The following is a 13,782-nucleotide window of genomic DNA, read 5'->3' on the forward strand; positions in this document are numbered from 1 at the left end:
GGGAATAAAAAGGAGAATCAAATATGGAAGGCAATGATATGATCACAAATTTGTACAGACTTCCGAAGTTAGAGGATAGGAAGGATACAATTCAGATCAAGAGAGCATTTGCAGGTGATAAGGGAGCAATTTTAAACTTTATCAAGAGCAATTTTTCAGATAGTTGGGTATATGAAGCAGAGCATGCCATTATGCAGGAGGTACCAAAGTGTTTTATTGCGGTAGAAGATAAAAAGGTTATTGGCTTTGCATGCTACGATTCATCAGCGAAGGGCTTTTTCGGACCTATTGGTGTGCATCCCGATTATCGTGGAAAAAATGTTGGTCAGTCCCTTTTATTAAAAACGCTTTATGCCATGAAGGAATATGGCTATGGCTATGCAGTTATTGGCTGGGTTGGTGATGCCGAGATGTTTTATCGCAAAACAGTAGATGCTGAATTTATAAAGGGAGGCAATCCAGAAAACAGCGTTTATTCTAATATGATTTTAATGTCCTAAAAGAATAAATGATACAAGCGGGGGTAAACATTGTTTTACAAAAATTTATTGTAACTATTCAGAACCCCATTCGCAAAATCGCATCTTCGATGCTTCTATTTTGCTCATGTGGTTACCTCGCCATATAAAATTGCTATTCTGTCTGAATGCAAGCATTCACAGAAAGCAATTTTGCATGGCTCTGAATAGTTACAATTTATTTTATATATTTGTTAATAAAATCAAAAACGGTATCCCAATAGCTTTCGCCAAGAAGATAAAGTGAGTTAGCGTGAGTAGCACCTTTTGCTGTAAGCATTTGCTTGTTTGTGCCAGGTTTTGCTTCATAAAGCTCATTCATCATAGAATATGGGATAAAGTCATCTGCTGTTCCATGAATAAAAAGCATAGGCTTTTCGCATTTAGATACAGCAGTAAGTGAGCTTGCTTCTTTAAAATCATAACCTGCCTTGTTAGATGCAATCAGGCTTGCAGTCTGCATCAGTGGAAATTCCGGAAGATTGAAGCGAAGCTTTAATTCATTTGCAAATATTTCCCAGGTGCTTGTATAGCCGCAGTCCTCAACAAATACTTTTACATTTTCAGGAAGTGTTTCACCAGAGGTCATCATGACAGTTGCAGCGCCCATGGAGACACCGTGCAGCACAATTTGGGCATCAGGGTCCTGCTCAATGATCCAGTTGATCCATGAGATAATATCGAGGCGGTCAAGCCAGCCCATACCGACATAATTGCCCTCACTTTTTCCACAGGCGCGAAGGTCAGGTGCTACTACCTGATAGCCATTTTCATAGTAGCGCTGTGAAAACTCTGTCATTGAATTGTGATCGCAGCGGTAGCCGTGAATCACAATGGCCCAAAGGTGATCGCTGGCAGCAGCTTCATTTTTGTAGTATGCACCATAAAGATTTAAATTGTCATTTGACAAAATGGTAATATCTTTGGCAGGATGAGCCTCTTCAAAAAGGGCGGCTGAAAGACCCATTTGCTTTTTGGCATCATTTATGATTGTCTCTGCGTCAGCACTTTTTTGGGCTTCAATATTTGCGTCAGCATCATCAGAAACCGTACGGTTTCCACCGTCGCCGCCACGGCCGATAGCGTAGTTGACAAGATAATTTCCAGCAAAAAAATCTGTGGCAGAGGTCAAAACGACAACTGCGCCGCCAATTCCGGCAGCAGCTTTTTGTATAGTAGATATTTTTTTGATATGTTTTTTCATTAAAGCTTAATGTCCTTTCAGTTAATGCGTTAATTATTGTAACAAAATCAGCATGAAAATGCAATCGAAGGTTATGAAGAGTTGATTAAAATTCATAGAAAAAAAGTAAAATCAATTGTGTATAGCATGAAATATGTGGTAAAATGTAACTATTCAGAGCCATGCAAAATTGCTTTCTGTGAATGCTTGCTTTCTGTGAATGCTTGCATTCAGACAGAATAGCAATTTTATATGGCGAGGTAACCACATGAGCAAAATAGAAGCATCGAAGATGCGATTTTGCGAATGGGGTTCTGAATAGTTACGATAAAATAAAAGAAAGGGAATTAAAATAAAAAAAATGGAGGTTTATTATGAAGGTTACAAGAGCTGCAAGTATACCGCTTGTTACGCATGATCCATATTTTTCAATCTGGTCATCCAGTGACCATTTATATGATACGGATACTGTTCACTGGACTGGTAAGCGCCAGCAGATTCGAGGATATCTGACTGTGGATAAAACTGTATATTGTTTTATGGGAGATAAGGAATTTCACCAGATATTACCTCAGATATCATTGGACGTGACAGCTACTGCGACAATATATACATTTGAAAACGATAAGGTGCGATTATGCTGTCGTTTTACTTCTCCGCTTATTCTGAGTGATCCATTGCTTGTATCAAGACCGTGTACATATATTGATTTTATGGTTGAGAAAAAGAATGCGGATAATGTACAGCTTGATTTTATTGTATCAGCTGATCTCGTGCGCCAAGAAAAGGACGAAGTGGCAGGCTTTGCTGGAACTTTTAAGCAGGACTTTTCATACGCGTCTATGGGACGTATGCGTCAGCAGCCGCTTGGAAGCAGCGGTGATCATACAACAATTGACTGGGGTTATGTGTATCTTGCAGGAAATGATAAAAGCACAATTACATATGATGCGGCAAATGAAGTAATTCGCTGTCAGGCAGCAGATTTAAATGGTCAGACTACACTTATTCTGGCATATGATGATCTTGCATCAATCAATTATTTCGGAGAGTGGAGAAAGGCGTACTGGACAACAAAATATAAGACAATTCTTGAAGCAATTTCAGCTGCCTTTGCAGATCAGAAAAAGGTTTACAAGCAGGCATCAGAAATAGATTGTGAGATAGAAGCGAAGGCGAAAAAGATTGGCGGCGATGAGTATGCATTTTTATGTGTTATGAGCTATCGTCATGCGATTGCAGCGCACAAGCTGATCACAGATGAAGATCAGAATTTAATTTTTCTCTCAAAGGAAAATGATTCTAATGGCTGCATTGGAACTGTTGATGTAAGCTATCCGTCAGTGCCGTTATTTATGCTCTATAATACAGAATACGTCAAGGGAATGTTGCGTCCAATTTTTAGATTTGCAGACTGTGATGTGTGGACGTATGATTTTGCACCTCATGATGTAGGTCGCTATCCATATGCGTGGGGGCAGGTATATGGCCGCTCAGATGAGGAAAATAGGCGTTTTTGCTCAGAAAATCAATTTGTCTATCCGCCTTACTATATGTATCCGTCAGGAAGTAATGTATATGGTTTGCGTGATCAGATGCCTGTAGAGGAATGTGGAAATATGCTTATTATGACGGCAATGGTTTGCCGTATGGAGCAAAATGTTTCCTTTGCACTGCCATATATGGAAACATTAAAAAAATGGCGTGAATACCTGATACGTTATGGTGCAGATCCGGGTGAGCAGCTGTGTACAGATGATTTTGCCGGTCATCTTTCACATAATACAAACCTTTCTGTGAAGGCGATTATGGGAATCGAAGGATATGCTCAGATAGCAGCTTTGGCAGGTGAAAAAGATGAGGCAAAGAAGTACCACAAGATAGCAGTAGATATGGCATCAGATTGGGAAAAGCGCGCAAAAGCAGACGATCATTATCAGCTTGTATTTGGAGAAGGAAAAAAAGATACATGGAGCTTAAAATATAACCTGATTTGGGACAAGCTGTGGAAGAGCGGACTGTTTTCTGATGAGGTGTATGAAAAGGAGCTTGCTTATTATAAAAAGAAAGCAAATCGATATGGAACACCGCTTGACAGCAGAGCAGCTTATACAAAGAGTGACTGGATTCTTTGGTGTGCAGCGATGGACAATACAGCAGCACTTATACAGCCGGTGGCAGCATATTTAAAGGAAACAACAACACGAGTGCCATTTTCAGACTGGTATCAGACTGATAGTGGAATGTATTGCTATTTTATTGCTCGAAGTGTTCAGGGCGGCATTTTTATGCCGATGCTGGCAGAGCAAATTAAATAAATAGAATAGGAGACAACATGGAAAAGGCAAAAGTTTATTTTACTGATTTTAGAACATCAAATGGAGTTGGACTCCCGGAAAAGCTAAAAAGATTGTGCCGTAAGGCAGGTCTTCAGACAATGGATCTTGAAAATAAGTTTGTAGCGATCAAGATGCATTTTGGTGAGCTGGGAAATATTGCATATCTGCGTCCTAATTATGCAAAGGCAGTAGCAGATCTTGTTAAGGAAGCAGGCGGAAAGCCATTTTTGACAGACTGCAATACTTTATATCCTGGTTCCAGAAAGAATGCATTGGAGCACTTAGATTGTGCGCAGGAAAATGGCTTTAATGAAATAACAACAGGCTGTCATGTTATTATCGGAGATGGTCTTCGCGGTACAGATGATTGTATTGTTCCTGTTGAGGGCGGTGTATATTGCAAGGAAGCGTACATCGGAAGAGCTGTTATGGATGCAGACGTGTTTATTTCTTTGACACATTTTAAAGGCCATGAATCAACAGGTTTTGGCGGAGCACTGAAAAATATCGGTATGGGATGCGGAAGCCGTGCAGGAAAGATGCATCAGCACAGTCAGGGAAAGCCAGTTGTAAATGCAGATCTTTGCAGATGCTGCAAGCGCTGTGCAAAGGAATGTGGATCAGATGCGATTTTCTTTGATACAGGAAAGGCTGTGATTCATGAGGATATTTGTAAGGGATGTGGACGCTGTATCGGTGCCTGTTCATTTGATGCAATTCATAATCCAAATGATAATGCAAATGAAATTTTGGGATGCAAGATTGCAGAGTATACAAAAGCAGTTGTAGATGGTCGTCCTCATTTTCATATAAGCTTGATTTTAGATGTTTCTCCAAACTGTGACTGTCATCCAGAAAATGATGCGGCTATTCTGCCAAATATCGGTATGTTTGCATCATTTGATCCGGTAGCGTTAGATCAGGCATGTGCAGATGCATGTCTTAAGGCAGATCCAATGCCAAACTCTCAGCTGTCAGATAATCTTGCAAAAACAGATTGGCATCATCATCATGATCATTTTATGGATTCCAATCCGAATGTGCGTTGGAAGGAAACGCTGGAACATGCAGAAAAGATTGGACTTGGAAATAGAGAGTATGAATTAATTAAATTTTAAAGAAAACCGCGGTGATTTCGTTCACCGCGGTTTTTTTTAAATTTAGTTTTTAAAATTTAGTTCTTATCGCAGATCATGCTGTGAATCTCCTGAAGAGATTTTACATCAGAATCAGAATGCTGCTGAACATAGTGGATACCCTTTGCGGTAGCTCTTGCTGCAGCGATTGTAGTCATGTAAGGAATCTTGCCCTTGATAGCTGCCTTACGCAGGTAACTGTCATCGTGAGCGCTGTCCTTACCAACTGGTGAGTTAACGATCAGATCAATCTTTCCATTAGTGATAAGGTCTAAGATATTTGGACGGCCTTCCTGAAGCTTATTAACACGCTCAGCTGGAATGCCGGCTTCATTAATCAGTCTGCAGGTGCTTTCTGTCGCCAGAATCTTAAATCCACACTCATGGAAGAGCTTTCCAATCTCAACAACTTCATCCTTGTCCTTGCGGTTTACAGAAATCAGAACAGTTCCAGAAAGTGGGAGAGATGTCTGAGTAGCTTCCTGTGCCTTGTAGAATGCTTCTCCATAGTAGGTAGAAAGACCAAGTACCTCACCAGTAGAACGCATCTCCGGCCCGAGCAGAGGGTCAACCTCTGGGAACATGTTGAATGGGAATACAGCTTCCTTAACACCATAGTAAGGAATGCTCTGCTCCTTTAACATTGGAACTGGTGACGGACGTCCTGTCAGCTCAGAGGTAATGATATCAGTTGCAATCGGAACCATGCGGATGTTACATACCTTAGAAACAAGCGGAACGGTACGAGATGCACGTGGATTTGTTTCAAGCACATAAACCTTACCGTTTTCGATTGCATACTGCATGTTCATAAGACCCTTTACATGCATTTCCTCAGCGATCTTTCTGGTGTATTCCTTAATGGTTTCAACATTTTCAGGTGTAATGTGAACAGAAGGAATGATACATGCTGAGTCACCGGAGTGAATACCAGCAAGCTCAATATGCTCCATTACAGCTGGAACGAATGCGTGTGTACCATCACTGATTGCATCAGCCTCACACTCAAGTGCATGATTTAAGAAGCGGTCAATCAGAATCGGGCGGTCTGGTGTTACGCCAACAGCTGCCTTCATATAGCTTGTCAGGTTCTCGTCATCGTAAACAACCTCCATACCACGTCCACCAAGAACGTAGGAAGGACGAACCATAACAGGATAACCAATTCTTTTTGCGATTGCAAGAGCTTCATCTACAGTAGTAGCCATACCAGACTCTGGCATTGGAATCTCTAACTTGTCCATCATAGCACGGAACAGGTCGCGGTCCTCAGCAAGATCAATAACTGCAGGAGAGGTTCCCAGAATCTTTACACCATTTTTCTCAAGCTGTGCAGCTAAGTTTAATGGAGTCTGTCCACCGAACTGAGCGATAACGCCAACCGGCTTTTCTTTCTTGTAGATGCTTAATACATCTTCAAGTGTTAATGGCTCAAAGTACAGCTTATCAGATGTATCGTAGTCTGTAGAAACGGTTTCTGGATTACAGTTTACAATAATGGTTTCAAATCCAAGCTTCTTTAAAGCAAGAGATGCATGAACGCAGCAATAATCGAACTCAATACCCTGACCAATACGGTTTGGACCACCGCCAAGAATCATAATCTTTGGCTTATCGCTATTTACTGGGTTCTTATCTGGTGCATTATAGGTAGAGTAGTAGTATGCGCTGTCCTTTGTACCGCTTACATGAATACCTTCCCAAGCTTCTTCAACACCAAGCTCGATGCGGCGGTTGCGAACATCATCTTCAGATACAGCAAGAAGCTGGCTTAAATATTTATCTGAGAAACCATTCTTCTTTGCAGAGATAAGCTGTGCATCAGATGGAAGCGCACCCTTGCAGGCAAGCAGTGCTTCTTCTTCATCAACAAGCTCCTTCATCTGCTCGATGAAATACTTCTTTACCTTTGTAATCTCAAAGATTTCATCAACAGTGGCACCCTTTCTAAGTGCTTCATACATGATGAAATGACGTTCACTTGATGGTGTAATTAAGAGCTTTAACAAATCTTCCTTTGTCTTTGCATTGAAGTCCTTTGCAAAGCCAAGACCATAGCGGCCAATCTCAAGGCTTCGGATTGCCTTCTGGAAAGCTTCTTTGTAAGTCTTTCCGACACTCATAACTTCACCAACAGCGCGCATCTGTGTGCCAAGCTTATCCTGAACACCCTTAAACTTCTCAAATGCCCAGCGAGCAAACTTGATAACAACGTAGTCACCGTCTGGAACATATTTATCAAGAGTGCCATACTTTCCACATTCAATATCCTTTAAGGTCAGTCCGGCTGCCAGCATAGCAGAAACAAGAGCAATCGGGAAACCAGTTGCCTTAGATGCAAGAGCGGAAGAACGAGAAGTTCTTGGATTGATCTCAATGACAACGATACGATCACTAACAGGGTCATGAGCGAACTGCACGTTTGTACCACCAATTACACGTACGGAGTCAACGATGCGGTAAGCCTGCTCCTGAAGACGCGCCTGAAGCTCCTTGGAAATGGTAAGCATTGGAGCAGCACAGAAGGAATCACCTGTATGAACACCAAGAGGGTCAATATTTTCAATGAAACATACAGTGATCATGTTTCCTTCTTCATCACGAACAACCTCTAACTCAAGCTCTTCCCAACCAAGAATGGACTCCTCAACAAGAACCTGGCCTACAAGACTGGCCTGAAGACCTCTTGCACAAACGGTCTTTAACTCTTCCTTGTTGTATACGAGACCACCGCCGGCACCTCCCATTGTGTAGGCAGGACGAAGAACAACTGGATAGCCAAGCTTATCAGCAATTGCGAGTGCCTCATCAACTGAATAGGAAACTTCACTGCGTGCCATTTCAATGCCGATCTTATTCATTGATTTTTTAAATTCAATACGATCCTCACCACGTTCAATAGCATCAATCTGAACACCGATTACCTGAACGTGATATTTGTCCAGAATGCCCTCTTTTGCAAGTTCTGAACAAAGATTCAAACCAGACTGACCGCCAAGATTTGGAAGAACTGCGTCCGGACGCTCTTTTGCGATAATCTGTTCAAGACGATGTACATTGAGCGGTTCAATGTAGGTAACATCGGCAATTTCCGGGTCTGTCATGATGGTTGCCGGGTTGGAGTTAACCAGGACAATTTCATAACCTAACTTGCGAAGAGCCTTACAAGCCTGTGTTCCGGAATAGTCAAATTCGCAGGCCTGACCAATAATAATGGGGCCAGATCCGATAATCAAAACTTTGTTGATGTCTGTTCTCTTTGACATGATATTCTCCTTTAGTCGTTTTTTGTAGATCAAAGCGGGATAAGAGACTTCCTTAACCTTTCTTATTATAAAGGAAAATTCAAAAATATGATAGAGGGAAATTCAAAAAAAAGTTAAATTTCGTGATTTTCTCTAATTTTTTTCCAACCATCAACAAGATCTGGACCGCCCTCTCGAATAAATACAGGTATTTCATCGATTGGAGCAGTTACATGAAGTGTCTGACCGCCCTCGTAAACTTCACCATTCATGAGCAATGTCCATTTATTGCCAGATGGAAGATAAACATCGCGCTCATTCTGATCCTCGTAAAGAATCGGTGCAACGAGGATAGAAGGTCCAAACATATATTGTTCCTTTAATTCCCAGCAAACATCCTGCTCTGGGAAATCGTAAAACATTGGACGCATAATAGGCTTGCCGTACAGATGAGCTTCCTCCATCAGTTTTCTTGTATATGGACGCATCAGCTCTCTTAAGAAGATATAGCGTGTTAAAATTATTTCATTTTCTGCACCGTAGCTCCAAATTTCATTGTCACCGCCAGTAAAGAGTGCCGGACGGCCATCTGCGTGAAATACACGTCTGTCATCGCAGTCACGATCACCGTGCAGACGCATAACAGGGCAAAATGTTCCCCACTCAAACCAACGAACAAAAAGCTGTTGGAAACGTGGATCTTCTGGACGTGCACCTGAAAAGCCGCCGATATCAGTTGTCCACCACGGAATACCAGCAATTCCCATATTTAATCCTGCACTGACCTGACGACGGAATGTTGGCCAGTCACTGTGGATATCACCAGACCAAACGAGTGCACCATAGCGCTGGCTGCCAGCCCACGCACAGCGGACAAGATTTACAACTGTTTTTTCACCTTGCTCCTTCAGACCTTCATAGAAGGTACGGGAAAAATACTGAGGATAAACATTTCCAATCTGGATATCTGGTCCAAGATAGTAGCGATAGTTATCATAATCATAGCCAAGATACTCAGGCTCTGCTTCATCCAGCCAGAATACGCGGATACCTTTATCATAATAGTTTTGACGGCATTTATCCCATACATAGCGGCGTGCAGCAGGATTAGTAGGATCAAAGAAAACACTTTCACCGCCAAAACGCATACAAATCTCAACACCGTGCTCTGTTTTAACGAGGAGTCCTTTTTGCTTCATTTCTGCAAAATTTTCACTTTGCGTGTCAATCTGCGGCCATACAGAAACCATAAGCTCCATGCCCATCTCTTTTAATTCCTTAACCATGGCATCAGGATCTGGGAAGAATTCTTCTTCAAATCGGAAATCACCCATTTTTGGCCAGTGGAAGAAATCACATACAATCACATCGACTGGGATTTTTTTCTCATGGTACTTTCTGGCAACAGAAAGAAGCTGCTCCTGATTCCAATAACGAAGCTTGCACTGCCAAAAGCCAAGTCCATATTCTGGCATCATTGGTGTAGTTCCAACAGCTCTTCCATATGCCTGCTCAATTTCATCAGGGGTATCTCCGGCTGTAATCCAATAATCCATCTGCTTGGTGCTTGCTGCATACCAGTCTGTCACATTTTTTCCAAATGTAACCTGACCAATAGCTGGGTTATGCCATAAGAAGCCATAGCCAAGACTGGAAAGAACGAAAGGAACACTTGCCTGAGAATTTCTATGTGCAAGTTCAAGTGTGGTATATTTTAAGTCAAGATCATCCTGCTGATACTGACCCATTCCAAACAGCTTTTCATTTTGAGCAGATGCGAAGGAAACATGCAGGTTGTAAGCACCGCCAATAATTCCGTGGAAGCGTCTGCTGTCTTTATTGAGAGCACCGCCGTCGCCTGTTTCTTTAAGCAGCAGCTTTTTGTTCTGGTTGTAGTAGGAAATGACACATTTGTGATTCCAGTCGCTTACTTCAATGCGTGCTGTTATTTTTCCGTTTGTAATACTTGCTTCATATTCGGATACTGAAATCGATGGTACAATTGCTTTATCAGCTTCATTCAGCTCAATAAGTGCATAGTCAGTATCACAGATTGGACCCTGCATAACAGAGCGAACACGCAGACTATTCTTGCCCCAAGGTTCAATACGTAAAAGTTCTCCATCATTTTCGTAAATAAGGGCATTGCCCTCTTGATGCATAGTATTCATAAATCCACCTTTCTGTCAATTATCATCTTGTATTGACATCATTTAATAGCTTTATCATACAAAAAATAAAAAAGAAATACTTGAAAAATGGTATCAAAAAGTAGCACTATATTGCGCATTTTTTTAAAATGTGTTACGATATAGAAAAGAAAGGAGCGTGAAAATGAGTACACAGAAAAAAGATCAATATAGAGAAACAGTACCTCACAAATCTCATTTTGTTCCAGTGTCTGTTCATACAACAAAAATAGAAATTCCTACAGAAACAGATGGTGTAGCAGCGCTGCCAGAAAAAAACTTCCCAGCACTTTATCTTCACTGGCATCCAGAACTGGAGTTTTTCTATGTGGAGGAAGGAGAAGTAGAGTTTTTTATTGAAAATCATGCATTTCTTTTAAAGAAAGGAGATGGTATTTTCGTGCCTCCAAAGCTTATGCATTGGGCAAGAACTAAAGGGACTGTTTTATTTCATGCCGCAGTAGCTGATCCGCTGTGGCTTATTTCACCGCATAACTCAGAATGCTTTCAAAAATATATGTATCCTGTTTGCAGTGGATCATGGAAGTATGCCGTAACATTTACGTCAGAAAAAAATTGGCATAAGGAAATATTAACGCAGCTGAAATTTATATTTTCTATGGATGAGGAGAAAATTGCAGCAAAGGAACTTTTGATTCAGGGAACGTTTTTAATGATCTGGCAAAAATTGTATGATCATCATTTAAAGTCATTTTATCCAGATGCAAAAAAAAGAAGACCGCAGCTTGAATATCTGCAAAAATCAGTGTCATATATTGAGACACATTACATGGAAGATTTAACGCTTGAAGAACTTGCCAGTCTGGTTCATCTAAGCAGAGGTCAATTTTGCAGATTGTTTCAGGCATGGACAGGAATGACACCATTTTGTTATCTAAACAGATGCCGTGTGTTAAACAGCAGCCAGATGCTTGCCAGATCTTCTAAAAAAATCAGTGAGGTAGCGTCATTATGTGGCTTTAATAGCATAAGTTATTTTAACCGCACATTTCTAAAAATAACGGGAATGACTCCATCTTCGTATCGTAAGGAAATGGCTCTTATGCAAAATCATGAAATATAATTGTAAGAAAATAGTCTGGATTTATAGAGATAGAAATAGTATAATATATATAGAAGTATAAGAAAAACTGAAAAAGGAGGGTTTTGCTATGAAATTAACATTTAATGGAGCTGCTCATGAAGTGACAGGAAGCTGTCATTGTCTGGAGGCATGTAATAAGAATATTATTGTTGATTGTGGCATGGAGCAGGGACGTGATATTTATGTGAATGAAGAACTGCCGTTTCCAATTTCCCAGATTGATTATGTTTTTCTGACGCATGCGCATATTGATCACTCTGGAATGCTGCCGTATCTTTATAAAAATGGTTTTCGTGGAAGTATTTTTGCAACAAAGGCAACGACGCAGCTATGTCGAATCATGTTGAAGGATAGCGCTCATATTCAGGAGTCTGAAGCAGAGTGGAAAAACAGAAAAAATAAGAGAAGTGATGCAGAGCCGGTGGTTCCTGTCTATACTATTGAGGATGCAGAAAATGTGCTGACATATTTTGTTCCATGTGAATATGAAAAAAAGATTGATATTGCACCAGGCATTCAAATCAGGATGAGAGATGTTGGCCATTTGCTTGGCTCAGCGTCTATTGAGGTATGGTTGACAGAAGCAGGACATACAAAGAAAATTGTGTTCTCCGGTGATATTGGAAATATGAATCAGCCATTGATTAAAGATCCATTATATGTGGACGATGCCGATTATGTTGTTATGGAATCAACGTATGGAAATAGAAGTCATGATCAGGGCATTTCTCTTTTAGACTGTAAAAGTGAGTTAAAGCAAATTTTAAAGGAGACACTTGCTGCCGGCGGAAATTTAGTGATCCCTTGTTTTGCAGTTGGACGTACACAGGAAATATTATATTTTTTAAGACAGCTTAAGGTAGATCATGAACTGCCAGAATTTGAACATACAGAAGTCTTTGTGGATAGTCCGCTTGCTGTGGAGGCTACAAATATTTTTATGACAAATACACAGGAATGCTTTGATGAGGAAGCCATGGCACTTGTGCGTCAGGGAATTAATCCGATTCGTTTTCCGGGACTTCGATTGTCCGTGAGCGTAGAGGAATCACGTGCTATCAATGAAGATCCAAAACCCAAGGTCATTCTCTCAGCATCTGGCATGTGCGATGCCGGACGAATCCGTCATCATTTAAAACATAATCTTTGGCGACCAGAATGCACCATTTTATTTGCTGGTTATCAGGCAGAGGGAAGCCTTGGCTGCGTGCTGTTAGGCGGTGCAAAAAATATAAGACTTTTTGGAGAAGAAATTTGTGTAAAGGCACGAATTGCACGCATGACGGGAATAAGCGGTCACGCAGACAGAGAAGGACTTGTGCGCTGGGTAAGCCATATTGCACCTAAGCCAACACATGTATTTGTTGTTCATGGAGAGGATACTGTCACAGATTCATTTGCATCTCTTTTGACAACTACCTATGGGATTAATGCAACGGCACCATACACAGGAGAATCGTGGGATTTGCTGTCAGATCAAAAAATTCGTGAAGGAACAAGAGAGTATGTTAAGAAGGATTATCAGCCAAGAGAAGGCCGGATGAGTGATGTATATCGAAAACTGTTTGATGCAGCACAGCAGCTTCTAGCTATTGTAAAAAAATACAGAGAAGGTGCCAATAAAGATATTCGCCGTTTCACAGAAGATATTGAAAAGTTGTGCAGACGTTGGGATAAATAAAAATAATAAAAAGCTTGACATTGCATATTTTTGTGATATACTGTGCGTAACAATTACAGACAAAAAGCATTGACGAGGAGGAGTACATGCAGTTTCCGGATGGACAGAGAGAAATTGGTTGGTGAAAAATTTCGTGAAGGACGCATGGAAGTAGCCTTTGAGCTTTGGATCGAACAGGTATATTTTTACAGCTTTAGTAGACTCCAACGGAGATTCCCACCGTTATAAGGGAAGCAATATCGGAATTAAAAATAAATTCCCGTATTGTATTGAGTGCAGAAGTATTTCTGAATCTAGGTGGTATCACGGACATGTATGTTCGCCCTGGGCGTTTGGCTCAGGGCGTTTTTTTGTCTGTGTTGGATAATCTTTATATTCAGGAGGAA

Annotated in this window: 8 protein-coding genes and 1 other annotated feature; of the genes, 5 read left to right on the forward strand and 3 right to left on the reverse strand. The window is 40.9% G+C overall.

Annotated features, from left to right (window positions below):
- Window positions 1-38: 38 nt before the first annotated feature.
- Window positions 39-500 carry a GNAT family N-acetyltransferase gene (locus WJP93_RS00925; protein ID WP_337546332.1) on the forward strand — a complete coding sequence of 154 codons (462 nt, stop codon included), beginning with the start codon at window positions 39-41 and terminating at the stop codon, window positions 498-500.
- Window positions 501-696: 196 nt separating this feature from the next.
- On the opposite strand, the gene WJP93_RS00930 is transcribed toward WJP93_RS00925, so the two are convergent.
- Window positions 697-1,722 carry an alpha/beta hydrolase gene (locus WJP93_RS00930; protein ID WP_337546333.1) on the reverse strand — a complete coding sequence of 342 codons (1,026 nt, stop codon included), beginning with the start codon at window positions 1,720-1,722 and terminating at the stop codon, window positions 697-699.
- A 353-nt stretch (window positions 1,723-2,075) separates the two neighbouring features.
- On the opposite strand from WJP93_RS00930, the gene WJP93_RS00935 reads away from it, so the two are divergent.
- Window positions 2,076-4,019 carry a DUF4965 domain-containing protein gene (locus WJP93_RS00935; RefSeq protein ID WP_337546335.1) on the forward strand — a complete coding sequence of 648 codons (1,944 nt, stop codon included), beginning with the start codon at window positions 2,076-2,078 and terminating at the stop codon, window positions 4,017-4,019.
- Window positions 4,020-4,036: 17 nt separating this feature from the next.
- Complete coding sequence (locus WJP93_RS00940) at window positions 4,037-5,158, forward strand: DUF362 domain-containing protein (protein WP_337546337.1); 1,122 nt, start codon at window positions 4,037-4,039, stop codon at window positions 5,156-5,158.
- 56 nt (window positions 5,159-5,214) lie between these two features.
- Here WJP93_RS00940 and carB read toward each other — a convergent pair whose 3' ends face one another.
- Both carB and WJP93_RS00950 read right to left on the reverse strand, forming a co-directional pair.
- Window positions 5,215-8,442 (reverse strand): carbamoyl-phosphate synthase large subunit, encoded by a 3,228-nt coding sequence (gene carB / locus WJP93_RS00945; protein WP_337546338.1) that lies wholly within the window; start codon window positions 8,440-8,442, stop codon window positions 5,215-5,217.
- 113 nt (window positions 8,443-8,555) lie between these two features.
- Window positions 8,556-10,592, reverse strand: a complete 2,037-nt coding sequence (locus WJP93_RS00950; RefSeq protein ID WP_337546340.1) for a TIM-barrel domain-containing protein — start codon at window positions 10,590-10,592, stop codon at window positions 8,556-8,558.
- 163 nt (window positions 10,593-10,755) lie between these two features.
- Between WJP93_RS00950 and WJP93_RS00955 the strand changes: the two genes are divergently transcribed.
- Both WJP93_RS00955 and WJP93_RS00960 read left to right on the forward strand, forming a co-directional pair.
- Window positions 10,756-11,694, forward strand: a complete 939-nt coding sequence (locus tag WJP93_RS00955; protein ID WP_337546343.1) for an AraC family transcriptional regulator — start codon at window positions 10,756-10,758, stop codon at window positions 11,692-11,694.
- Between the two features lie 88 nt (window positions 11,695-11,782).
- A complete protein-coding gene (locus WJP93_RS00960; RefSeq protein ID WP_337546345.1) occupies window positions 11,783-13,396 on the forward strand; it encodes an MBL fold metallo-hydrolase in 1,614 nt (537 codons plus the stop codon).
- Between the two features lie 60 nt (window positions 13,397-13,456).
- Window positions 13,457-13,726 (forward strand) — a binding site (T-box leader).
- The last annotated feature ends 56 nt before the right edge of the window (window positions 13,727-13,782 follow it).

The sequence above is a fragment of the Anthropogastromicrobium sp. genome, assembly GCF_037349415.1.
In the GTDB taxonomy this organism is placed as follows: Bacteria; Bacillota; Clostridia; order Lachnospirales; family Lachnospiraceae; genus Anthropogastromicrobium; species Anthropogastromicrobium aceti.